The following is a 23,263-nucleotide window of genomic DNA, read 5'->3' as shown; positions in this document are numbered from 1 at the left end:
AGGTAAAGCGAATATCGTGACCGGAGAATGCCTGTGGCTCACTAACTTTCTGACTGAGCTGTAAAGGTAAAACGCGGGATCGAGTACCTTGCACCGTGCGTTATATGGCACGCCAAAATTTTACTCTGCCCCCGATTATTACATTCCCTTCATTGCAAGCTCTGCCGAAACGCGTAGAGCGTATCGGCCAATGCGTCCATTGGAGCTTCAATGGCCTCCACGATTTTTTCTGGACTCCCATAGAGGCGCACAGCCTGATCTTGCGGTGCAATCTCGAGCAAGAAGGCACCGCCCTGCGAGTGGCCGGCGATGTTTAACGTCAAGTTATTCTGGAAGCGGACTTTATCGCCATAGCCCGGGCGGACACGAAAGCCTACTGTGTTTAACTTCTGCAGGATTTTATCCCGATGAACCATTCGATTCGCTAGCGCGAGAGTGGCATCGCTGGTTGCTCTTTTATCCAAAATTAATTGGATACCACCAACATAGCCATATTTCTCTCCCTCCTCTTCAGCACTGGCATACGCACTATTTTTTCCATAATTCTCTGCCAGAATTTTATCCGCATCATAGTGGATAGAGGCGATGGTCACCCCGTGCTTTACTGCGGCCTCCAATATTTGATCATATTTTTTGTAAGCGGCATCAAAGGTAGCCTTGTTTTGTATATCTCTATCAACCACCATATCTTCCACATTCAGAATGTGGGTCCTAAGGCCACGGTTTATCAGTTTGCTATTTAGGCTTTGCAACGTTGGATCAATGAAGCGGCGCTCTTCGCCATTTGCCCCACCACTCGACAAGTTGAGATGATGCGGCAAGGTGTGATCGGAAACCAAAAGTACATCGACCTCCTTCATCGCCTCGGCGATAGGGACAATGTCTTCGGTAGCGACAGTAGGTCTACCCGCGCAGGCCTGCACAACATAGAGAGCCAACATGAAGAAAAATGAAGATCTAAGACGATTTGACGGCATGGCTTTTCCGCAGCAACGATATGGCTATTTAACAAGCCATTAAGTTAGAGTATATCCAGGAAAATAATAGTGACCTTCTATCGCTTAGGCCGATGCATGGTTCGTGACGTTAATCCTGGTATAAGATCTCTCCGAATGATAGCCCCACCGCAATTGCTCCACCCTTGAACTCTGTCAAGAGTTGCTGGACAGTTGCGGAGATAGATTCTAATGGTAGAAAAACAATGCCTCCTGCACAGCTCCTAAACCGCTTGATTTATCCAGCAATCATCGCCGCACTGGCCCTGACAATATGGCAATATCCAAAGTGGTTCGGCCCGGAGCTGCCGAATTATGGTCGGGCTGAGCGGGAAACTGTGGCGAGAGAATTTCGCGCGGCCTGGGTGGCTACGGTTGCCAATATTGACTGGCCGAGCAAGCCTGGTCTTCCAGTCGCGCAGCAGCAACAGGAGGCCATCGCGCTGTTGGACAAGGTTGCCGCGGCGAATATGAATGCGGTGATTTTTCAGGTCCGTCCACAGGCAGATGCCCTGTATGCCAGCGAGCTGGAACCCTGGTCGTATTATCTTTCCGGCGAACAGGGCAAGGCACCCGAGCCCTACTATGATCCTCTCGCGTTCTGGATAGAACAGGCCCACCAGCGCGGCCTTGAACTGCACGCCTGGGTAAATCCCTACCGCGCCCACCACACCCAGGGAGGCCCACTATCCGAGCACTCTATCGTCAATAAAAAGCCAGAGTTGGTGGTAAAGTTGGCCAACGGCATGTACTGGATGAAACCGACCCATGCCGACACTATTGCACATTCGCTGGCGGTGATAACGGACATTGTGCAACGCTACGATATCGATGGCATTCACTACGATGACTACTTCTATCCCTACCCTTCCTACAACCAGGAGGCGCCCTTTCCCGACAGCGAAAGTTATCAGGCCTATCAGCAGCAAGGCGGACAACTGGGTCTGTCTGACTGGCGCCGGGACGCCGTAAACCGCTTTGTCAAAAACCTCTACAGCGAAGTTAAACGTATCAAACCCCATGTAAAAGTCGGCATTAGCCCCTTCGGTATATGGCGACCCAAGTATCCGGAGACCATCGCCGGCTTTGACCAACATGAGAAGCTCTATGCCGATGCGAAGCTGTGGCTGAACGAAGGCTGGCTGGACTATTTCACGCCTCAGCTGTACTGGAACATCAACCGTATTCAACAGAGTTATCCCATGCTGCTGGCCTGGTGGCAGGGCGAAAACCGCCTGCAGCGGCATCTCTGGCCGGGCTTGAACAGCAATCAGGTCGCAACGCAGCAGGGCACCGACGAAATCATCAACCAGATCCTGTTCACCCGGGCGCTACTGGGGGACCAAACCGGTCAGGTTTTCTGGAACATAAAAACGATCAGCGAAAACCCTAAGTTTGCGCAGCTACTGAAAGAAACCGTGTTTTACCATCAGGCACTCGTGCCCGCCTCTCCGTGGCTCGACAGTGCGCGCCCCATGGCACCCGACGTACGTTATCAATCAATTGCAGACAGCCTGTTAATTGACTGGCAACCGCGCGGCGAGGAAGCGGCATCCCGCTGGCTGCTTTACTATCAAACGAACGGGAAATGGCACTATGAAATTTTTGCGCGGGATGTGTTGAGCCATGAATTCAGCCAGCAGGATGAAATCGCTGCAATTGCAGTTGTCGCAGTGGATCGCAATGGGCTCGAAAGCGAGCGTATCGATCACCCAATAACCCGCCAGCACTAACCCCAGCGACGCGACCAGCGTCGCACATAGCCCTGAGGCTCCGGACATGAACAAGCAGCGGTTACAACAAGTCCTCTACTGGCTGCCACCGCTGATTGTGGTAGCGGCGGCAGCGGCCATATACGTTAAAGAGGATACACTTGGCGCACTGCTTTCTTACGATCGGAGCCGGATTCTCGCGGGTGAATACTGGCGTATTGTTAGCGGCCACCTGACCCACACCAACCTGAACCACCTGTTGTTGAACGGCTGCGGGCTGACGCTGGCGTGGGCCCTAATGCCTATGCGCCCCCGGCTGAACATAGCCCTGGCAGGGCTCGCCATCATCGGTGCCCTTTGCGGCCTGGCGCTGCTGCTGTTCGAACCGCAGATCACCTGGTACCGGGGACTGTCGGGGGTTATCCACGCCCTGCTGGTGCTGGGTGCGGTATTCAATATCACTACAGCGGGCGAGCGCTTGCCGGGCTTGGTCGTGCTCGCTGCAGTAGTGCTCAAACTCTATTCAGAAACCTTCGGCACCAGTGGCAGCATGGTGACAGAGCTGATCGGCGCCCCGGTGGTGACCGAGGCACACTTCTGGGGGGCACTTGCCGGCGCTGCCGTCGCAATATTGCTTCTACTGGGTACCAGGTTCGGGCAGGCTATTGCCCGGCCAGTGTTCTGGTCTCGAGCAGGCCGCCCAGACTAGCGCTATCCACCACTACAAGGATCTCGGCCTGTGGGATCACATCCGGCGCGAGGTGGGGAGATCGTCAGCGGACAGCGCTATGCTGCCTCATGCCACGACAAGAGAAGGGGGTCATTTAGCCCCTAAAGACGGCGTGGTTTAGGCCGTCAGCGACGATCCGCCACGCAACGTCTTAACATGCTGTTCAATTTCGGCGAGGATCAGCTCCCGCGCGCGCTGCTCATCGACATCAGGGACACTCCACTCTATTTCCCTGAGGTATTTATCCACCAACTTATCAATGTCTTGTCGCAGCGTCTCCCGGTGCTTATCCAGCTCCATTTCTTCCAAAGACGCCATTGCTCTCTCCGCTCTCTCCGCAGTGAATTCGACGATAGAAAAGGTAGTCTTTTTTACATGCAAAACGTTAAAACGCCGCGGAAAAGAGTGACCGGTGAGTGACAGATCTTTTGTGTGCGCGCCCTGCCGCTACCTAACGCACGCGGGCCGCGTTACGACGCGCCGCGCAAGGGTGTGAAGGTCCCGAAAGACAATCACGCCTTCTTCACGAACTCGGACTTGAGCATCATGTCGCCGGCGCCATCGACCCTGCAGTCCAGGTCATGGTCACCATCCACCAGGCGCTTGATCTTCGCTTTGGTACCGATCTTGAGTACCTGGGAGGATCCTTTGACCTTCAGGTCTTTCGCCAGGGTAATCTTGTCCCCTTCCGCCAGCGGGGTGCCATTTGCATCCCGGATATCCAGCGCGTCTTCATCCACGGCAGCCTCGGAGGGGTTCCATTCGTGGGCGCATTCCGGGCAGATCAGCATCTCCTGATCCTGATACACGTAGGTAGAGTCACATTTAGGACAGGGGGGTAAGGTGGAACTCATCGACATCTCCTGAGCATGATACAGATACAGCCTGGCGGCTTAGCGGCGCATTATAACAACATTATAATGCGGTGATAATCTCCGCCAGGGTCGTTATTGGGGTTGTCTGTGCTGTGACAGCCCATGCCCAAAGCCCACAAGATGGTGGCTGCTAATGGGAGACTAGCGCTTGTGGGCCTTCTCTTCCGGCGGTTCCTCGCTCAGAAAATCAATGTCGTGTTCTTCTAGGTACTTGCGGATCAACTGGCGGGTCACCTGCGAGGGCGTCAGGTCCTGGGAGGCGCAAAGCTGTTCAAATGCCTTCTTTTTCCTCGGGTCGAGCAATACGGTAAAACGTGCAGTCTTGGTTTCCACGGAACAATCCCATACATCAAAGCATTACAATCTGATTGTAATGGCAAAAGGATAGCCTGAGGAATCCCTCCGCCGCGCCTCCCCGCGAAGAGTCTATCGCGGCGCCACAGGCCATCGGAGGTGGACGACTGGGGGCAGCGAAAGGCCTGAATATGACTGGTTATCCACCTGCTCTCAAATAAAGGGTATAAGAAAAGCTTTGACTTAGTTCAAACGTGGCCCTACAGTGACAATAGTTAAAAAGTAAGCCTCTTGTTTAAATCCTCAGTTTCGTCGTAGCAGTCCGTCTTCGTCCTGTAGCATCTAAATTCCAGTCTTTTTTTTGCTATTCATGCCTCATGAAGGCGTACCCATATTTGTTTACAGGAAATTATCATGTCCAACACTACTACCGGCACTGTTAAGTGGTTTAACGAATCCAAAGGCTTTGGCTTTATTGAACAGAAATCTGGCCCCGATGTGTTCGCACACTTCAGCGCCATTGCAAGCTCTGGATTCAAGACCCTGGCCGAAGGCCAGGCCGTTGAGTTCACCGTGACCCAGGGCCCGAAAGGCCCGCAAGCTGAAAATATTGTTTGCGCCTGATCCGAAACGGTTGCAACGATAGCGGACCAGTCACTGGTCCGCAGCTGAGTGGCCTTTGCGGTAAACGCACTGTCGCCACTCTCGCCGAGGTACCCTTACCGGTACCTCAGGCTGAAAGACCGGCATTCAAACTGAACGCCAATTGAATACCTTCTTGTTTTACCCCCAACGCCGTCGCGCGTTATCCGCCTGCATACCTTGCCGAGTAACACCTGATCTGCCCTGACACATCACTCAAGTTTTTACCGAGCGCAATCTTATTGGCGGTTTCTCCAAGAGAACATTATGAGCAAAGCCCCAATAGCTGCGTTTAATCCTGAAGACGCAAAAAAATACAGCCACCCTATTCCCGCACGCGAATTCATTATGAGCCTGCTGGATAAAGGCGAGCAAAAGCTCGACCGGGAACGCCTGGCCAAAGTCCTGAAACTCTCCAGTGATGAGCAGAAAGAAGCCCTGCGTCGCCGCCTGCGCGCCATGGAACGCGACGGGCAGATCCTGTTCGATCGCCGCGAGGGCTACAGCCTGTTAAAGCCGGAAGATCTGATCAGCGGACGTGTTATCGGCCACCCGGATGGCTTCGGTTTCCTGACCAGTGAAGATACCAGCGAAGACCTGTTTCTTTCTGACAACGAAATGCTGACCGTATTCGACGGTGATCTCGTTCAGGCCCGCGTTAGTGGCGAAGACCGCCGCGGTCGCAAGACCGGCGTTATCGTCAATATTCTCGAACGTAAAACCACTCACCTGGTGGGGCGTTTGCAATGTGAAGATGGCGACTACTTTCTGCAGCCGGAAAATACGCGCATCGCTCACGAAATTGACCTGGACCGCGATCATTTGATGGGCGCAAAACCCGGGCAGTATGTATATGTGCAAGTCATCGACTATCCAAACCACCGCTACAATGCCTTTGGTCGCGTAACCGAGCTGCTCGGGGATGCCATGGGTGCCGGCATGGAGATCGATGTGGCGATCCGCAGTCATGACATCCCCCATAGCTGGCCACAGGAAGCGATTCGTGCAGCCAGACGGCTCGGCAGCGAAGTTCCCGAGGCGGACAAACTGCACCGCGCCGACTTGAGAGCACTGCCGTTTGTCACCATCGACGGTGAAGACGCCAAGGACTTTGACGATGCGGTGTTCTGTGAAAAGACCGCTTCAGGCAACTGGCGCTTGCTGGTGGCTATTGCGGACGTTTCCCACTATGTCGCGCCGGGCAGTGCTCTCGATGAGGAAGCGCAGGTGCGCGCGACCTCCGTGTATTTCCCTGGCCGCGTGGTACCCATGCTACCGGAATCCCTCTCCAACGGCCTGTGCTCGCTCAATCCGCACGTAGACCGCCTGGTGATGGTCTGTGAAATGACCATCAACAAGTCCGGAAAGATGACCGGTTACACCTTTTCAGAGGGCGTTATCCACTCGCATGCCCGGCTTACCTATAACCAGGTAAACGCGTTCATCACCGCACCGAATTCGAGACAGGGACGCCAGACTGCACAGAAGCTGCAAGAAACAGCGCCGCATATCCATGCCCTGCACCAGCTGTACTCGGTGTTGAAGAAAGCGCGTACAAAACGCGGCGCAATGGATTTTGAAAAGCCGGAAGTGAAGTTCGAGTTCACCGAAAACCGCAAGATTGAACGTATCGTCCCGGTCATACGGAACGACGCACACAAGATGATTGAGGAATTCATGCTGAGCGCCAATGTGGCGACCGCGGACTTCCTGGAAAAGCAGAAAATACCTGCGCTGTACCGGGTGCATGAAGGCCCGCAGGACAAAAAATTGACCGCCCTGCGCGCATTCCTTGGCGAGAAAGGTCTCAAGCTGGCGGGGGGCGACAAGCCTTCCCCCGCGCATTACGACCGTCTGCTGAGTAACATTGGACACCGCACCGATGCGCAAACCATTCGCACCATGATGCTGCGCTCGCTCAGCCAGGCGGAATACAGCCCGGAAAATCGCGGCCACTTTGGCCTCGCCTACTCCGCTTATGCGCACTTTACCTCGCCCATTCGCCGCTATCCGGACCTGCTGGTACACAGAGCCATTCGCTCCGTGATCCGCCAGCCGCAACAAGGCAACCCGGTACGCCGTGCATTGAAATTCGTCCTCGGCAAAGGCAAGGCACCAGTACAACGGTTCGAGAAAGCGGAAGTTCTCACCGAGGGCAAAAGCTACCCGTACGACAAGACCGGAATGCAGAGCCTGGCAGTACACTGTTCCAGTGCATCGCGTCGCGCCGACAAGGCGAGCTGGGACGTAGAAGCCTGGTTGAAGTGCGAGTATATGCAGGACTTTGTTGGCGATACTTTTGAAGGACTGGTAAGCAGTGTCACCAGCTTCGGGCTGTTTATCGAGATCAATGATATTCAGGTTGAAGGGCTGGTGCATATTTCGGCACTGAAAAAGGACTTTTACCATTTTGATGCCGGCAAGCAGCGCCTTATCGGCGAACGCGGTAACAGCAGCTTCGCCCTCGGCGATACGGTCAGGGTGCGCGTTGTGCGTGTCGACATGGAGCGCCGCAAAATAGAACTGGCACTCGCCGACTAAATACCGGCAGCCAGCAACTGCCGGTCAACGGGCAGCGCTTGTCCATTGGTGATTCACACCTATGGACAAGCAGCCTGGCCACGGCTCATTTGGCGAGTATCAAGTACCCCATCGGATCGCGCGCAGTCAGCCTCTCCCCCCCCAGCTTCTCCCCCCAGCTTCAGACCGATGTCGCCTGAAACATCCAAATTCTGAAAAGCCTTTCACACTAAGATTGCGCACCAAATTAAAATAGTCTTTTAATAATATTCGTCTTGCCGCAACCTCGTTGCTTAAAAAAATGCCCGTTGATAATGTTGTCCACGCACCTGAATGACCAGGTGATTTTGGTCATTCAATAATAAAGACAGCAAATGGACGAGCAATCACCATGAAAAGATCATTATCACGCCGCAATGTTTTATCCAGCGCCATTCTGGCCGCGACCGCCACTGCCGTTCCGCAGACCCTGTTCGCCGCTGAGGAAAGTGCGATGGAGGAAGTCGCGGTTGTCGGCTCCCGTATTCAGCGCAATGCCGAGTTTGAGACGGCAACACCAATCCAGGTGATGGATCGCGAGGCCCTGGAAAAAGCGGGCTACACCAACCTGCAGCAGATGTTTGAAAAAAACCCGGCAGCGGGTAATGGCACTTTCTCCACCCGCGGGAATAACCAGGACTCCACCGCCAATGGCGCCGCAGCTGTCAGCCTGCGCGGTATGGGTGCCGATGCCACACTGGTACTGGTGAACGGCAAGCGCGTGGCCATCAGCGCCTTTGCCGAGAGCATCACCACAAACTTTGTCGATATAAATACAATTCCGATTGCCGCAGTCGAACGCGTGGAAGTGTTGAAAGACGGTGCCTCCGCGATTTATGGCTCCGACGCGGTCGCCGGTGTGGTCAACCTGGTTCTGCGCAAGGATTTTGAAGGCACCGAAATTGCCGTGGACTACGGTGGTGCCGATGGTTACGACGAGCAATCGGTATCCGCTGTTTGGGGCATCAATAGCGACGACGCCAACCTCACGGTGATTTTTGATCACCACACAAACTCGACGCTTGCCAGCGTAGAACGGAACGGCCTGGATACTGCAGACCAGTCCTTCCGCGGCGGTATGGACTTCCGCTCTTCGCGCGGCTATCCGGGCCGCTTTATCGTCGATGGCGAAACCACCATCGACCCCAACTGCCCGGACGGCAATGCGTTCGGCCAGACCTGCGTGTACGACTACGGCCCCTGGACACTCCTGACTCCGGAATCCGAGCGCACCGGCGTGCTTATGCTGGGTCATGCGCAGCTGACCGACAACCTGGAGTTCTTCAGTGAACTGGCGGTACAGCACAACACCTCCATCGCCCAGGGCGCACCCACACCACTGGACGAGGATGCCGGGCTGACCGTGCCGATCAACCACCCGAACAATCCATTTGCCGGAGCCACCAGTATCGGTGTCGGCCGCTATCGCACCGTCGACGCGGGCGCACGTCAGTGGGACATTGAAACCGACAACCTGCGTGGTGTTTTCGGTCTGCGCGGCAGTATTGCAGACTGGGACTGGGAGGCCTCGGTGCAGCGCTCACGCAGTGAATCCACCCAGAGCGGCGACCGCTCCCAGGGCTGGGTGCGGACGGATTTTCTGCAGGAAGAAATTGATGCGGGCCGCTACAACCCGTTTGGCGGCGTGCAGAATCCACAATCCGTGATCGACGCCATCACCACCAGCCTGGTGCGCCAGGGTAAATCAGAATTGCGCAGCGTAGACTTCACCATCAATGGTGAACTGTTTGATACCAGCAATGGCGCCATTGCTATGGCGGCGGGGCTTGAACATCGCGAAGAAAAAGCCTCCGATATTCCCGACGACCAGTTCCAGCGCGGCCTGATTTTCGGTACCGAGTCGGTTTCCGCCTCTGCCAGCCGCGATATCAGCTCGGCATTTGTGGAATTTGCCATTCCGCTACCGGCCAATCTGGATCTGACACTGGCTGGCCGATTCGACGATTACAGCGACTTCGGCAGCACAACAAACCCCATGGCCAACCTGCTGTGGACCGCCAGTGAACAACTGTCATTGCGCGCATCCTGGGGCACCGGCTTCCGTGCGCCGTCCCTGGCACAGATCGGCCTTGGCCCATCCGAGGAATCGCTGTTCTTCACCGACACTTACGGCTGCGCGATCAATGACGCCTACTGTGCCAGCACCGACTACAACATCGTTTTCTCCGGTAACCCGGATCTGGAAGCGGAGGAGTCCGAGTCATTCAATATCGGTGCCGTCATCAAGCCTGTGGATAACATGCAGTTGTCCGTGGACCTGTGGAGCATCACCCAGGAAGGCAAGATCGACGAGGTACCCTTCGGCTACCTGTACAGTGAATTCTGTAACGATCAGAACAGCACCGTGTGTGTGCGTTCCACACCGCTGCCCGGCGAATCCCTCGGCTCGCTGCAGTCCATCAATAGCGGCTTTATCAATATTGGTGAGCAGACCGTTTCCGGTATCGACCTGAGCATGGTGTACTCCGCACTCACGGTCGCCGGCGGCGACCTGGGCCTGCGCCTGGATTATTCCTACCTGACCGAGTTCGAGCGAGTGGAACTGGATTCCTCCGGCGAGAGTTTCCTGAAACGGGACCTGGCCGGTGAGTATGAATACCCTGAACACCGCTGGGCTGCTTCCGCTGACTGGACCCGGGACACCTTCGCATTCACTGTCGGGCTGAATTACATCGGTGAATTCGAAGACACACCCGACATCGATTTCGATGGCACCCTGGATTACGACACCAACCGCTCGCGCATCGTCGATTCGTTCATGACGCTGAACCTGCAGGCCCGTTACACCGGCTTTGAAAATATGGTTCTCAGCCTCGGAGCCGACAACGCACTCGACGAAGAGCCACCCTTCGCGATTGGCGACGGTGACTCGGATCTTTACGGTTATGTTTCCAGCCAGCATGACCCACGCGGCCGTTTCGTCTACGGGAAGATGACTTATAGCTTTTAACCCGTAGGATTCTACGCGGGGTCAATTCGGGGGAGGGCTTAGGCCCTCCCCTCTCCTCTCCCCCTCCTCAACAGTCGCGACGGCTGAGGCAACAAAGACTTGCAAGCCAATCCGGAAGCGCTTACTCGGGAAACACTTTCTCCATATCCCGCCGCCGCAACCGGCTGAAGTGCTGTAACTCCCACGGTCGCAGTGCCACCATCAGGCTGGACCCAAAACGCTCATCCAGTGCCAGGCTGGTATCCGCGTCATGCAGTTCGTGAAACTGCTCCAGCAGCCGATCCATCCGCCTCATCAGCTCGGCATTGGCTGCGCGCGAAAGCATGCCGGTGCGGAATATCATTTTCTCGCCGGGGCCGGCAAAGTTCGAATCGAGAAAGTCCGGCTGCACTTCTTTGCGAAAGAATTTCTGGATGGGTCCACCGGGTAACCAGTGGAATTCCTTGGCGACGATCAACCGGTAACGGTTAAGGGGCAGCAGCTCGATCAGTTTCAGCCGGTCAAGCCTGGCCAGTAGCCGGGTACATGCCGGCTCGCTGAGCTCGTAGGTCTGCAGTATCTGCTCGATAGTCCAGTGGTTGAGGACGCACACCGTTACCAACAACAGGTGCGGGTCGCCGGCAACCTCGCGCTCCTGCTCCTCTGTCAGTGTTGTGATACCGCGACGGGCTTCGCTGGTCTTGCGTATCAGGTCGGAGAAGTCCATGCCGGCAATCTCGCACAAGCTCTCTAGCCGAACCACAGAAAGAGTGTCACCGCTGAGCAGGCGCTTGATGCTGCTTTCGGACAACTGCAGCCGTTTTGCGACCTCGGCATAAGTCACCCCCCTCGCCTTCAACTCGCGCTTGAGCGTCTTCATCAGTGCCTGTGTCTGGCTCATCACATCACCAAGGTATCGTTATTCAGTACTTTTGGAACCATATAACGCGACTTTACCGTTTTCGGGTGATTATTGTGAGCCCCTAGCACTAAATACTCCGGTGCCCGGGCGATCCCGGCGCGTTTTTCTTTCCCGCCCAAGATGGCATCCGGAGGAACCGATAATGCAACGATTATGGAAGAAGCCCATTCACTGGTTCAGCTGTCTGCTGCTGGGAGCGCTCGCACCCCAGCTTGTGGCAGCTGCCGGCCTGCTGACACCCGCAGACGGCTCGCTACCCGCCCTGGAAATCAGGGAGCATCACGTGAACGTGGTGATCGACGACGGCTACGCCATCACGGAAGTAGACCAGACCTTTTACAACCCGAACGACCGTGCGCTCGAAGCGGTTTACAGTTTTCCCGTCCCCGAGAAAGCATCGGTAGGCGAGTTCACCTACTGGATCGACGGCAATGCGGTGACGGGCGAGGTGCTGCCGAAGCAGCAGGCACGCACCCTGTACGAGCAGGAAAAAGCGCAGGGCAGAAGAACGGCACTGACCGAGCAGGACGAGTACCGCAGCTTCGATAGCCGCGTCTACCCGGTGCAGCCCAACGATACGGTGCGTATCCGCCTGGTGTATATACAGCCTGTACATGCCGAACTGGGTATAGGGCGCTATGTCTATCCACTGGAAGAAGGCGGTGTGGACGAGGAGCGCATGGCCTTCTTCACCTATCAGGAGCATGTGCAGGAGGCGTTCAGTTTCAACCTGAGCATGCGCTCTTCCTATCCCATCGATCAGTTCCTGTTGCCGGCACATCCACAGGCTCAAGTACAGCAACAGTCCGGACAGGAATGGAAAGCGGCGTTCGCGAATACCGCGGGCAGCGCTGTTGTCACTAACGAAGAGGGACAGGCACAGCCAGCCCCACCAACTTCCGGCAGTGCATTCACGCTCGACAAGGACATCGTTGTTTACTGGCGCCACCAGCAGGGATTGCCGGGCGCAGTCGATATGGTGACCTATCGCCCCGAGGGCAGTGATCGAGGCACATTCATGCTGACACTGACACCCGGCGATGACCTGGGTACGGCCAGTCAGGGCAGGGACTGGACCTTTGTACTGGATATGTCGGGATCCATGGCCGGGAAGTATCACAGCCTTGCCGAGGGAGTACGCAAGGGGTTGGGCAAACTACCGCCAACAGACCGCTTTCGCATAGTGCTGTTTAACGATCAGGCACAGGATCTGACGAGCGGTTTTGTTCCGGTAACCGACAGCAATGTAAACCGTTACCTGCAGCAGCTTGAATCCCTGCAGCCCAGTGGCGGCACCAACCTGTTTGCCGGCCTCAAGTCCGCCTACGAGCAACTGGATGCAGATCGTCCCAGTGCGGTGATCCTGGTAACCGATGGCGTGGCCAATGTGGGGGTAACCGCGAAGAAGGCGTTCCTCAAGCTGCTCGAGCAACACGACATACGTTTGTTCACTTTCGTTATGGGGAACAGCGCCAACCGACCACTACTGGATGGCATGGCTCGCGTATCCAACGGTTTTGCCATGGCCATCTCCAACAGCGACGATATTTCCGGGCGGCTGGTCCAGGCGGCAGACAAATTGCGGCATGAGTCTTACCGCGATATCGACGTAAGGATTTCCGGGGTCAAAGTGCGCGATTTGACACCACAGCGCATCGGCTCCCTCTACCGCGGTCAGCAGCTGATTGTATTCGGACATTACTGGGGCGACGGCGCAGCAAAACTCACCATCGACGGCAAGGTCTCCGAGCGCGAGGTGCACTACACCTCAGATCTCAAGTTCCCTGCCACCGATACGCGCAATCCCGAGCTGGAACGTCTGTGGGCATACGCCACCATCGAAGATATCCAGAACAAAATGGATTACCTGGGCCACGATGCCGACAGCGAAGATGCCATTGTGGACCTTGCCGTGGAGCATGGCCTGGTAACGCCCTACACCTCACTGGTCGTTGTAGAGGAGCAGGTATTTGAACAACAGGGCATCAAGCGCAACAACAAGGCGCGGGTCGATAGGGAAAGAGCGGCGCGCCAGAATCGTGAAGCGGCACCGATACAGGATCACCGACAGGACAGCGCCCAGCCGGCCTTCAATGGCTCCCGCGCCTACCCCCGCAGCAGTGGTGGTTCTGCCGGTCCGATCCTGATGTTGCTATTGCTGCTTGTTATCTTTTTTCGAAAAAAACGGGGCTGACGACTGTATTAATCGCACCGGGTTAATTGGCAACGGGCCCTTCTGGGCCCTTTCTACCATCCTAAAAACCAGCCGCTATCAAGCAGTCAGTATTTGCCCTGCAACATGCCCACTCCATGCTATTTTTACAGGTGTTTTCAGATTTTCCCCGGCAGTTCCAATTTAAATAATTGCCGCGCCATCACAAGGCTTTTGACACGCCAACGCGAAATTTCAACCATAAGCAGTATCGCGGCAGTCAATCGGTGTTAAACGGAGTTAACGATGAAAAAGCTCAGGCTGGCCGCAATCCTGATGTTTCTGTTCCCAGTATTTGCGAATGCGCAGATTCCTGTCTCGGATGTGGACCTGAAACGATTCTATGTCCGCCTGGGCGCAAGCTTCGTCTATCCCGATGATGACGCCACCTCCCTGAAATATTACCTGTTGCAGGATTGGGACCTGTACCGGACGAAATGGGATATCGAGGACGATACCACCTGGAATGTCTCCGGTGTCTGGCGGCCCCTGCCTTATCTAGGTCTGGAGTTGCTCTATGTGGGCGACGCCGACCACTCGCTGCGGCTGGAAAACTTTCGCGCTTACCCGGGGCGTGACAATATTTACTTCGGCCGCTTCTCCATGTCATCGGCCAACCTGTTCGTGAACTGGTACATGGCCGATCTGGACTGCCTCGGTCAACCCTACCTCGGTATCGGCGTAAACTACTCCGATTTTTACGATGATGAATTGAACCCGGAATTTCAGCGATACCTGATGGGTAGCGGGCTATCGAACGGGCTCGCCAAATTCGGTATGGGACACTCCTGGGGTGCCAGTGCGCAGCTGGGAATCGACTGGCGCCTTGGGCGCGGTATCGCTCGTTCCTGGCTGATCAATGCCGCCGTGATGTATACCGACGCCGACACAGACGGGGTCATCACTTACCCAACAGAACCCGGATACGACCGCCTTTACTCGGACTTTGAAACCAACCCCTGGACCCTGAATCTGGGCGTGACCTATGAATTCTGAGTTGCCATCTGGCAGACGCATGAGGCTGTGGGCAGGTGTCGTCCTGCCGTTCCTGCTGTTCCTGCCGCTCACGTCCCTCGCAGACTGCACACCCGGTAACATCGGCACCGCCGGCCCGGATCAGATTCTGTGCGATGAAGATAACGATGCCGCCGGTGCCAACGTCAGCAGTCTTGAAGGGGACGATACGCTCACGCTGGATGGCGGAACGATTGGCACGCTGGATACCGGCTCTGGAGATGACCAGGTCGAAATCAATGGCGCAAAAATAGAAACCGACCTGATTACCGGCGATGGCAACGATACCGTGATCATGGATATACGGGACTCAGAAATTGGTGGTTATCTGGGTGGCGGCCTGGATACCGGTGCGGGCGATGATTACATCGAAGTCTACGATGGCCTCATTTTCGAATTAAATACCGGCACCGGCGCAGACTACATGCTGCTCGACGGCGGCTTTATATTCAGGTCGCTGAACATGGGGGCAGGAGACGATACCTTTTACTTCGATGAAGGGCTTGTCAACGAAGTCTATATGGGTGATGGCTCCGACTATATCGAGATCGATGCCTATGCCTACGAAGGCGAAGCCATTTTGGATGGGGGAGATGACCTTACCGCCGATGATGGTTTCATTGACACCCTTCGTTTCAAGTTGGATCACCTGGTGGATGGCGAACTGCTACGTAACTGGGAACAGATCATCATCAATGGAAGCTCGCGGATGCGTATGTCCAACAGCCTGGAGGTTGGCGGCGGACGCAATGGCCAGCAGCTGCTGGGGCTGGACATCCGATTTGGTGGCATTCTGGAGCCAGTAGGGCCCCAAATGACCATATCGGGTGACGTGCACAATGCGGGCACCCTGCTGTTGCAGAATAATAAATTCAACCGCCTTGATATTACACGTCACCCTGACGGTCGATTTGGCGATTACTTTGGTCGCGACGGGCGCCTGTGGATGGATACCCGACTCGCAGGCGACAACGCTCCTACAGATTTCCTGCGCATCGAAGGGGATGCCGCTGGACGAACGTTCGTGCGTATCTTCAATGCGGATGGGGATGGCGCAGCCACCACAGGCGATGGCATTCCCATTATCCAGGTCGAGGGCGACAATCCCCGGCGAGCGTTTATCCTGAGTGGCGACTACCTGGGATATGACGGGCGCCCGGCTACCGTGGGCGGGGCCTACGGTTACAGCCTGTATCGCGGCGGTGTGGACGATCCGGATGATGGCACCTGGTATTTGCGCTCGACGCTCGAAGATCCCTTTAACGGCGGCGGCGAACTGATTCCCCGCTGGCAGCCCGGCGCTGTGCTTTACGAAACGTATGCACAGGCCATCCGCCGCATGAACCGGCCAACCACGCTGCGAAAGCGCGTAGGCAACCGTTTCTGGGCCGGCACCAGCCACCGTGATCGCGGTATTTGCTGTTACGGCAACGCAATCGAACGCGCCATTGATGGTGGCGGCTTGTGGGTGCGAGGCAACTCGGAGTACAGCGATAACGCCCCGGAGGAATCGACGGCCCATGCCCAGTGGCAGCAGGATTTTGGCCAGATTCAGGTAGGCGCGGACTTTTCATTCGACCCCGCCGTTTATCGCGGTCGTCTGATATTCGGCGTGTTCGCCCAGTACGGCTACGGCAGCACAGAGCTGGACAGCTTTTTTGGCCACGGTGACATTCGCACCGACAACTGGGGTATCGGCAGCACCTTGACCTGGTACGGCAGTGAGAGCACTTATGTGGACGTACAGGCCCAGTTCAACTGGTTCGATTCAGACCTGTACTCCCACGAACTCTGGTATCTCGGTACCGGCAATGATGCCGTCGGCTTCAATTTTTCTGTTGAAGGCGGGCACAGTTTCAAGCTGTGCGACTTTTACTCCCTCACTCCCCAGCTCCAGCTGGCATACAACGCGGAAGATATCGACGATAACCGGGACCCTTTCGGCGCACACTTGAAAGACACCGATAATCACGGCGGTTTTGGCCGCCTGGGTGTCGCGTTTGAGCAGCGTGTGAGCCAGCGGATCAACCGCAATATGTACGGTAACCTATTGCTCGAACGCATCGGCCTCTACGCGATTGCCAACACGTTGTATTACTTCGACGATGAGACAGAAGTGAAAGTCTCCGGCACCTCACTGTATCAGTCCCGCGACGACTGGTGGGGGCAGGTAGGTGTTGGCTTTACCTACGACCAGTGTGGCGACCGCTGCTCGGTTTACGGAGAATTGGATTACGCGACCAGCTTTGAAAATTTTGGGGATAGCTACGAGACGAGCCTGACCCTTGGCTTTCGCTTTAAGTGGTAGCGGATTACATCGCCACGCCCGCTTCCCTATACTGGCGACATGATCGACTCGACCGCCTCTGCCACCCCCAACCACTGGGACAACCTGGTCTGGGCACTCAAGTGCCCGGATATAACACCAGAGGCATCCTTACCCTGGCTGCCAGAATCCCGGCTCTCACCACTGTGGCAGTATTTTTCTGACCCACAGACCCGGACACGGCTCGAGCCGCAACTACTCCTTCAGTTGCAACAACTGCAGAACCACCGTCTCGGCGCCTACTTTGAATCCCTCTGGAAGTTCATCTTCGACCACCACCCGGACTACGTGCTTCTCGCCCACAACCTGCCGATTCGCGATCACGGAAAAACCCTGGGGGAACTGGACTTTGTCGTACGTCATATTCCAGATAGCGCGGTGGAGCACTGGGAGGTAGCGGTAAAGTTCTACCTTCATGTCGATGATTATTGGGTGGGGCCCGGGTTGCGGGACCGGCTGGATATCAAACTGGCGCGAATGGCCGAGCACCAGCTGCCCATCGTCGATACAGAAACCGCGCAAGCGGTCTTGCGGGAGTCAGGAATAAAGCTCGACCGGCAATGGACTCGCGTGCCGGGCCGGCTGTTCACCGCACTGGACAGCACCGTACTAAAAAGCAACGCAACGTCCGACGCAGACAATTTCTGGTGGGCAGATACCGAGAGGTTCTGCACCGCCTTTTCCTCCCGGGACTGGCGCTGGCTGCAACTGCCCAAACAGGCCTGGCTCGCGCCCTGCAACGCCCTCCCCGACCGCCCGGCCGGGCTGCAACCAGAGCATTTCCAAGGAATGCTCAGTGACCGCGGTCCGATATGCGTGGCGGCCATGGCCGGCGGTACCGAGGTCAGCCGTGGTTTTATTGTGCCCGATGACTGGCACGCAAGAGCCCTGCAGGCGATCTGAACGCTCGCCGTATCCCAGCCAAAACCGACCTCCTCTCCTCCTCAGCGGCCACTGATTTCTCACCGGTCCTTGACACAGGTCAATTGAAGTTTACAATTTTCAGAAATTTCTGAAAGTTATAAAGAAAATGAAACTATCCAGTCAGGCTCAGGCCTTTGTACTGCACTTCGGCGAAATGGGTAGCCGCTGGGGATTCAACCGCACCGTGGGCCAGATGTTTGCCCTGCTCACGATTCACCCGGAACCGGTGAATGCCGACCAGCTGGCGGAGGCCCTGAGAATCAGCCGCGGCAATGTAAGCATGGGGCTGAAAGAATTACAGGCGTGGCGCCTGATCGAGTTGCACCACCAACCCGGGGACCGCAAGGACTACTTCACCGCGGCGGGCTCCATCTGGGACCTCGCGCGCACTGTCTTTGAAGAGCGCCGCAAGCGGGAGCTGGACCCGACCCTCACACTCCTGCGCCAGCTGCTGCTGAGCGATCCGCGCGATGAGCAGGAAGCCCAGGCTCAGGAACGTATCCAGGAGGTCTACAGCCTGCTGGAGATGCTCGACCAGTTCGCCAATACCCTCAGCAAACTCGAGCACAAGGACCTGGCCAAGTTGATGAAGCTGGGCTCAGGACTGAACAAGCTGCTGGACCTGAAAGCCGGCAGCAAAGCCAAAAAAACCAAAACCTAAGGGGAAAACCACAATACGTTCCGAGCACCCGCTGTAACCCGTCCGCGGTCACGTTTGGCCGCGACCTGCCAATGAGGTACCTATGCTGGACACTCTGATGCTGTCGCGGATCCAGTTCGCCACCAATATCAGCTTTCACATTCTGTTTCCCACCATCACCATCGCCCTTTGCTGGATTCTGTTCTTTTTCAAACTGCGCTTCGATTTCACCGGCAACCCGGTATGGATGCGCGCGTACCGCTTCTGGGTAAAGGTGTTTGCACTGACGTTTGCCCTGGGCGTGGTCAGCGGTATCACCATGTCATTCCAGTTCGGCACCAACTGGCCGGGCTATATGGAAAAGGTCGGCAATATCGCCGGTCCCTTGCTGGGGTATGAGGTACTCACCGCTTTTTTCCTGGAGGCGACATTTCTCGGCATCATGCTGTTCGGCATCAAGCGGGTACCGAGCAAGGTGCACACCTTTTCCGCATTGATGGTGGCGGTGGGCACGACACTTTCCGCGTTCTGGATCCTCGCACTCAATTCCTGGATGCAGACACCGGCCGGCTATGAGATCCGCGATGGCGTGGTGCATGCCACCAGCTGGCTGGAAGTCATTTTCAATCCCTCATTCCCCTACCGGCTCGCGCACATGCTGCTGGCCTCGGGATTGACCGCCTCCTTTTTTGTCGCTGGCCTGTCCGCCTATCGCATACTCAAGGGCGACGAAAAACAGGCGCCCCGCCTCGCGCTCAAAACCGCACTGATTCTCGCCGCCGTACTGGCGCCGTTGCAGGCATTTGTGGGCGACCTGCACGGGCTCAATACTTTTGAACACCAGCCGCAGAAGATTGCCGCGATGGAAGGGGTCTGGGAAACCGAACGCGGTGCGCCGCTGCTGCTGTTCGCAGTGCCGGACGAGGAAAGCCGCAGCAACCACTTTGCCCTTGGCGTTCCCAAACTCGCGAGCCTGATCCTCACCCATCACAGCGACGGTGAAATACGCGGGCTCAACGCGTTTGAAAACGACCACCCACCGGTAAAACCACTGTTTTTTGGCTTTCGCATCATGGTCGGCGTGGGCCTGCTGATGCTGGCCACCGCCTGGGCCGGCTGCTACCTGTTGCGCAGGCCGCAGATGCCGCGCGGCTTTCTGAAACTGCTGGTGGCGATGACCTTCTCCGGCTGGGTGGCAACGCTGGCGGGCTGGTATGTGACCGAGGTCGGACGCCAGCCGTGGCTGGTGACCGGCATCCTCAAAACCGCTGACGCCGTCACCCCGGTGGCACCGGCCAACGTTGGACTTTCACTCGGCCTCTACCTCGTCGTGTATGCCGTTCTGATGTGGGCCTACATCCACACCCTGAAGCAGATGGCGCTCAAGTCTGTAACCGTCGAGGAGTTTGAAACCAACGAACCTGCGGCGGATGGCAGTCTCACCAATCTACCGGAATCACACGCTGTCGGAGGTAACGCATGAACGAGGTCATCAACCACGGTAACGACTGGCTGCCAGTGATATTTGTCGGACTGATGGGGCTCGCGGTGCTGGCCTATGCAATTCTCGACGGCTATGACCTCGGTGTGGGTATCCTGTTGCCGATGGGCGAACAGGATGAACTGCAGCGGGACACCATGATTGCGTCCATCGGTCCGTTCTGGGATGCGAACGAGACCTGGCTGGTACTGGCCATCGGTCTGCTGTTGATCGCGTTTCCGGCAGCGCACAGCCTGATTCTGATGCAGCTGTATATTCCGGTGGCGATCATGCTGATCGGACTGATCATGCGCGGGGTAGCATTCGACTTCCGCGCCAAGGCGGCGGTGGACCACAAGCTGGCATGGGACAGGACATTCAAAATCGGCTCGCTGATCACCACCCTCACCCAGGGCTACATGCTCGGGCAATATGTGATGGGGTTTGACCAGAGCCTGTCGGCGCTGCTGTTCTGTGGGATCAGTGCCCTCGGGGTTACCGCCGCCTACAGCTATATCGGTGCGGCTTGGCTGGTGTTGAAAACGGAATCATCCCTGCAGGCGCGGGCCGTGCGCTGGACCAAAAGAGCCGGACGCGCGTCTCTGCTCGGCGTGGTGTCAGTATGCCTGATCAACCCGCTGGTTAACCCGGGCGTGTTCGACCGCTGGTTTACCTTTCCGCTGGTGATGTTTGTACTTCTGATCCCCACCCTGTGCTTTATCGGCTTCATTGCCAACGACATTCTCCTGCGGCGTCTGCCCAAGGCGGGAGACCGTCACAGCGGGGTGCCGTTTGCAATTGTCGTGGGCATTTTTGTGCTGTGCTTTAGCGGGCTCGGTTTCAGTTTTTTCCCGGAGATTGTGCCGGGACAACTGGATATCTGGGAAGCGGCCAGTGCGCGGGAATCACTGCAGTTTATTCTGGTGGGCGCGGTGATCGTTGTGCCGGTGATCCTGCTGTACACCGCTTTTTCCTACCGCGTGTTTCACGGCAAGGCCACGGAACTGCACTATCACTAGAAACCAGGCACTAGAAACTAGGCACTAGAAACTAGACACTGTGTTTCGCATAAAAAAAGCCCCCGGGATTAACCGGGGGCTTTTTTTCGCGTGCCGGAAGGGTTACTCGCGGAGCGCACCTTGGGGCAGGTTACCGCTGCCACTTGCGGTATTCTTTTACCACCTTGTACGGCTGCTCGGTATACCAGGCGTAACCGCGCCGGCGCTCTTCGGACACCTTGTCCACATCAAAATACACTTTACCGTCACGGTCGCCGAATACCGGGCGATCGCTGTCGATGTCGTAAAAACGTGCCCACAGCGGATCGGCGTCCTCCTCCGGCACCAGTGACGGCAGGTTGCCGTCACGGCGGTAGCGCAGACCGTCGATACGGTGCTTGTCGAACCAGGCCTTCGCATTCTCGATGGATTGCTGGATAGGTTCCGGCGGCTGCTCCAGGGACATCAGGAACAGTACCAGGTCCGCACTTTCACTGGAGGCCAGGGCGACCGGCTCAAATGCGCGCGCGGCAGTGGGTTCAAGGGTTTCCGCATCGTGCTGCGCACCCCAGATGGCCGGCTTGCCATCGACTTCGACCTGAGTCGCCACCACCATTTCCAGCGCGCGCTGCAGGCTGCCTGCGGCGAGTTCACACAGCTCGTCCGGGACAAAATCCAGGCGCGGGTCGCCATTGGCCGCAGCGGCGACAATGGTCAGCAGGCTGGTGATGGCGGTGTCGTTGTAGGTGATGTAATCGTGATACTTGCCCCGCAGCGGGAATGTCTGCGGCCAGCCACCGTTGGGGTACTGCGCAATCAGGATGTACTTGAGCGCGCGCGCGGCGGAATCACAGTAACGGGTCTCTTTGAGGCTGTTGCATGCATTCACCATCACCCAGAACTGGGTGCTGGTGGCGAGGTTGTCGAAGGTCGGAACGTAATCCTTCTCGACACCAAACTGCTGGCCCTTTTCCCGCGGCACACTCATGTCCGTGCGCTTGGACCAGCCTCCGGACGGAGTCTGGAATGTAAGCAGGTTCTCGGCGATCTGGCGCCCTTCCTCCGAGGCAAAAAAGGCGCTGTCTTTGGCCGCCTGCTTCGCATCGAAACCAAAGCGCTTGGCTTTGTTCGGTTTCGGCGACTTGTCCAGCCCCGCCGCCCTGGCTTCCGCCTTAACCGCGGCCTGGTCGAGCTTGTAGAGCTGCTCCGACATGGCCCGGTACTCCGCCATGGTTCTGGCGGGCTGGAGCGAGTCCAGCGGACCGGCCTCGGCACTACAGCCAGAGATAACCAGCATCAGGGTGGAAAGCAGCAGGGACCGTGCCGGTATATGGGGCAGTTTCATGCAAGAGCTCGCTACGGGCTTCTGTCAGGCAGAAATCATTATTTGGTAAGACCAAAACGATAGTAGCAAAAGCCGCTTGGCGATGAAACCGCCCGGTGCCCCGGGCACAAAAAAGCCGGAACAGGCCCGGCTTTAAGGAAGCATCGATGACAGCCCGCAATCATCGGGCGGGAGTCCAGCCTGCGATACTACGAACGCAATAGCTTCTCATTTGGATTTTTCTATAAAAGATCACTTCCCTGCCATCTTTCCAATCCTGCCCCCTGGATTCCCGGCGTACTTTCCAATCAAAAACTAGACTTGCAAGGGTAAAGATCAACATTCACCCGCCAACCTGGAGACAAGCCCATGGCAATACCCTCTCACGCACTGGCCGCCGACTTCCCAAAATACGCCAAAACCATTCGGCACTTGCGCGATGAAGACCTCGAGTTCCGTACAACGAGCGACAGCTACCACAAGCTGGATAAACAAATACGGGGTCTGGAGGAGCGAGGGGTTACCACCGATGACAACCACTTCAACCAGATGAAAATCCGGCGGGCACATATGAAGGATCGCCTGTACCACAGAATCATTGGTAGAAATGGCTCCACGTGAAGCCAGTATGAATAAAAAAGGGGGCTTTGCCTGGCAAAGCCCCCT

Annotated in this window: 19 protein-coding genes; 13 read left to right on the top strand and 6 right to left on the bottom strand. The window is 56.5% G+C overall.

The features are described from left to right. Positions 1-149: 149 nt before the first annotated feature. Entirely contained in the window at positions 150-941 is a 792-nt protein-coding gene (locus GTQ55_RS03920) for a hypothetical protein (RefSeq protein ID WP_237567819.1), read from the bottom strand. Positions 942-1,333: 392 nt separating this feature from the next. Between GTQ55_RS03920 and GTQ55_RS03915 the strand changes: the two genes are divergently transcribed. Together GTQ55_RS03915 and rrtA are read left to right on the top strand one after the other, a co-directional pair. Then, the gene (locus tag GTQ55_RS03915) at positions 1,334-2,728 is read left to right on the top strand and encodes a glycoside hydrolase family 10-like protein (RefSeq protein ID WP_237567818.1); all 1,395 of its coding nucleotides are present in this window, start codon (positions 1,334-1,336) and stop codon (positions 2,726-2,728) included. Between the two features lie 46 nt (positions 2,729-2,774). Further along, the gene (rrtA, locus tag GTQ55_RS03910; protein ID WP_161857556.1) at positions 2,775-3,416 is read left to right on the top strand and encodes a rhombosortase; all 642 of its coding nucleotides are present in this window, start codon (positions 2,775-2,777) and stop codon (positions 3,414-3,416) included. 138 nt (positions 3,417-3,554) lie between these two features. Here rrtA and GTQ55_RS03905 read toward each other — a convergent pair whose 3' ends face one another. The 3 genes from GTQ55_RS03905 to GTQ55_RS03895 form a co-directional block, all read right to left on the bottom strand. Beyond that, entirely contained in the window at positions 3,555-3,755 is a 201-nt protein-coding gene (locus tag GTQ55_RS03905) for a hypothetical protein (protein ID WP_161857555.1), read from the bottom strand. Positions 3,756-3,949: 194 nt separating this feature from the next. After that, positions 3,950-4,291 (bottom strand): zinc ribbon domain-containing protein YjdM, encoded by a 342-nt coding sequence (locus tag GTQ55_RS03900; RefSeq protein ID WP_161857554.1) that lies wholly within the window; start codon positions 4,289-4,291, stop codon positions 3,950-3,952. A 162-nt stretch (positions 4,292-4,453) separates the two neighbouring features. Next, positions 4,454-4,645, bottom strand: a complete 192-nt coding sequence (locus tag GTQ55_RS03895) for a CopG family transcriptional regulator (protein WP_161857553.1) — start codon at positions 4,643-4,645, stop codon at positions 4,454-4,456. Positions 4,646-5,020: 375 nt separating this feature from the next. On the opposite strand from GTQ55_RS03895, the gene GTQ55_RS03890 reads away from it, so the two are divergent. The 3 genes from GTQ55_RS03890 to GTQ55_RS03880 all read left to right on the top strand — a co-directional run bounded on the left by GTQ55_RS03890 (position 5,021) and on the right by GTQ55_RS03880 (position 10,778). Next, positions 5,021-5,230 (top strand): cold-shock protein, encoded by a 210-nt coding sequence (locus GTQ55_RS03890; RefSeq protein ID WP_161857552.1) that lies wholly within the window; start codon positions 5,021-5,023, stop codon positions 5,228-5,230. Between the two features lie 285 nt (positions 5,231-5,515). After that, complete coding sequence (rnr, locus tag GTQ55_RS03885; RefSeq protein WP_161857551.1) at positions 5,516-7,789, top strand: ribonuclease R; 2,274 nt, start codon at positions 5,516-5,518, stop codon at positions 7,787-7,789. A 370-nt stretch (positions 7,790-8,159) separates the two neighbouring features. Continuing rightward, entirely contained in the window at positions 8,160-10,778 is a 2,619-nt protein-coding gene (locus GTQ55_RS03880; protein ID WP_161857550.1) for a TonB-dependent receptor, read from the top strand. 121 nt (positions 10,779-10,899) lie between these two features. On the opposite strand, the gene GTQ55_RS03875 is transcribed toward GTQ55_RS03880, so the two are convergent. Beyond that, entirely contained in the window at positions 10,900-11,658 is a 759-nt protein-coding gene (locus tag GTQ55_RS03875) for a helix-turn-helix domain-containing protein (RefSeq protein ID WP_161857549.1), read from the bottom strand. Between the two features lie 163 nt (positions 11,659-11,821). Here GTQ55_RS03875 and GTQ55_RS03870 point away from each other — a divergent pair, with 163 nt between their 5' ends. From GTQ55_RS03870 to GTQ55_RS03840, 7 genes are all read left to right on the top strand, one after another. Beyond that, entirely contained in the window at positions 11,822-13,873 is a 2,052-nt protein-coding gene (locus GTQ55_RS03870; protein WP_161857548.1) for a VIT and vWA domain-containing protein, read from the top strand. Positions 13,874-14,137: 264 nt separating this feature from the next. Further along, positions 14,138-14,887, top strand: a complete 750-nt coding sequence (locus GTQ55_RS03865; protein ID WP_161857547.1) for an OmpW/AlkL family protein — start codon at positions 14,138-14,140, stop codon at positions 14,885-14,887. Further along, entirely contained in the window at positions 14,877-17,213 is a 2,337-nt protein-coding gene (locus GTQ55_RS03860) for an autotransporter family protein (RefSeq protein ID WP_237567817.1), read from the top strand. Before GTQ55_RS03865 ends, GTQ55_RS03860 begins: the two co-directional genes overlap by 11 nt. Positions 17,214-17,252: 39 nt before the next feature. Beyond that, entirely contained in the window at positions 17,253-18,134 is an 882-nt protein-coding gene (locus tag GTQ55_RS03855) for a DUF1853 family protein (RefSeq protein WP_161857545.1), read from the top strand. Between the two features lie 127 nt (positions 18,135-18,261). Next, a complete protein-coding gene (locus GTQ55_RS03850) occupies positions 18,262-18,816 on the top strand; it encodes a GbsR/MarR family transcriptional regulator (protein ID WP_161857544.1) in 555 nt (184 codons plus the stop codon). A gap of 82 nt (positions 18,817-18,898) precedes the next feature. Beyond that, positions 18,899-20,278 carry a cytochrome ubiquinol oxidase subunit I gene (locus GTQ55_RS03845; protein WP_161857543.1) on the top strand — a complete coding sequence of 460 codons (1,380 nt, stop codon included), beginning with the start codon at positions 18,899-18,901 and terminating at the stop codon, positions 20,276-20,278. Beyond that, positions 20,275-21,294, top strand: coding sequence for a cytochrome d ubiquinol oxidase subunit II (locus GTQ55_RS03840; RefSeq protein WP_161857542.1), 1,020 nt, complete (start codon positions 20,275-20,277; stop codon positions 21,292-21,294). Before GTQ55_RS03845 ends, GTQ55_RS03840 begins: the two co-directional genes overlap by 4 nt. 130 nt (positions 21,295-21,424) lie before the next feature. On the opposite strand, the gene pelA is transcribed toward GTQ55_RS03840, so the two are convergent. Then, the gene (gene pelA, locus GTQ55_RS03835; RefSeq protein ID WP_161857541.1) at positions 21,425-22,618 is read right to left on the bottom strand and encodes a pectate lyase; all 1,194 of its coding nucleotides are present in this window, start codon (positions 22,616-22,618) and stop codon (positions 21,425-21,427) included. A 348-nt stretch (positions 22,619-22,966) separates the two neighbouring features. Between pelA and GTQ55_RS03830 the strand changes: the two genes are divergently transcribed. After that, entirely contained in the window at positions 22,967-23,218 is a 252-nt protein-coding gene (locus tag GTQ55_RS03830; protein ID WP_161857540.1) for an HP1242/YdcH family protein, read from the top strand. Positions 23,219-23,263 lie beyond the last annotated feature (45 nt).

The organism is Microbulbifer hydrolyticus, assembly GCF_009931115.1.
Taxonomy (GTDB): domain Bacteria; phylum Pseudomonadota; class Gammaproteobacteria; order Pseudomonadales; family Cellvibrionaceae; genus Microbulbifer; species Microbulbifer hydrolyticus.
Note: the sequence above shows the minus strand (reverse complement) of the source record. Positions and strands in the feature narration are given on the sequence as shown.

Excerpts from the sequence above, each read along its gene's own strand:
- GTQ55_RS03905 (WP_161857555.1), bottom strand. The coding sequence starts at position 3,755 with ATGGCGTCTTTGGAAGAAATGGAGCTGGATAAGCACCGGGAGACGCTG.
- GTQ55_RS03870 (WP_161857548.1), top strand. The coding sequence starts at position 11,822 with ATGCAACGATTATGGAAGAAGCCCATTCACTGGTTCAGCTGTCTGCTG.
- GTQ55_RS03875 (WP_161857549.1), bottom strand. The coding sequence starts at position 11,658 with ATGAGCCAGACACAGGCACTGATGAAGACGCTCAAGCGCGAGTTGAAG.
- GTQ55_RS03920 (WP_237567819.1), bottom strand. The coding sequence starts at position 941 with ATGTTGGCTCTCTATGTTGTGCAGGCCTGCGCGGGTAGACCTACTGTC.
- GTQ55_RS03840 (WP_161857542.1), top strand. The coding sequence starts at position 20,275 with ATGAACGAGGTCATCAACCACGGTAACGACTGGCTGCCAGTGATATTT.
- pelA (WP_161857541.1), bottom strand. The coding sequence starts at position 22,618 with ATGAAACTGCCCCATATACCGGCACGGTCCCTGCTGCTTTCCACCCTG.
- GTQ55_RS03900 (WP_161857554.1), bottom strand. The coding sequence starts at position 4,291 with ATGAGTTCCACCTTACCCCCCTGTCCTAAATGTGACTCTACCTACGTG.
- GTQ55_RS03850 (WP_161857544.1), top strand. The coding sequence starts at position 18,262 with ATGAAACTATCCAGTCAGGCTCAGGCCTTTGTACTGCACTTCGGCGAA.
- GTQ55_RS03845 (WP_161857543.1), top strand. The coding sequence starts at position 18,899 with ATGCTGGACACTCTGATGCTGTCGCGGATCCAGTTCGCCACCAATATC.
- GTQ55_RS03860 (WP_237567817.1), top strand. The coding sequence starts at position 14,877 with ATGAATTCTGAGTTGCCATCTGGCAGACGCATGAGGCTGTGGGCAGGT.
- rnr (WP_161857551.1), top strand. The coding sequence starts at position 5,516 with ATGAGCAAAGCCCCAATAGCTGCGTTTAATCCTGAAGACGCAAAAAAA.
- GTQ55_RS03890 (WP_161857552.1), top strand. The coding sequence starts at position 5,021 with ATGTCCAACACTACTACCGGCACTGTTAAGTGGTTTAACGAATCCAAA.
- GTQ55_RS03855 (WP_161857545.1), top strand. The coding sequence starts at position 17,253 with ATGATCGACTCGACCGCCTCTGCCACCCCCAACCACTGGGACAACCTG.
- GTQ55_RS03880 (WP_161857550.1), top strand. The coding sequence starts at position 8,160 with ATGAAAAGATCATTATCACGCCGCAATGTTTTATCCAGCGCCATTCTG.
- rrtA (WP_161857556.1), top strand. The coding sequence starts at position 2,775 with ATGAACAAGCAGCGGTTACAACAAGTCCTCTACTGGCTGCCACCGCTG.
- GTQ55_RS03865 (WP_161857547.1), top strand. The coding sequence starts at position 14,138 with ATGAAAAAGCTCAGGCTGGCCGCAATCCTGATGTTTCTGTTCCCAGTA.
- GTQ55_RS03830 (WP_161857540.1), top strand. The coding sequence starts at position 22,967 with ATGGCAATACCCTCTCACGCACTGGCCGCCGACTTCCCAAAATACGCC.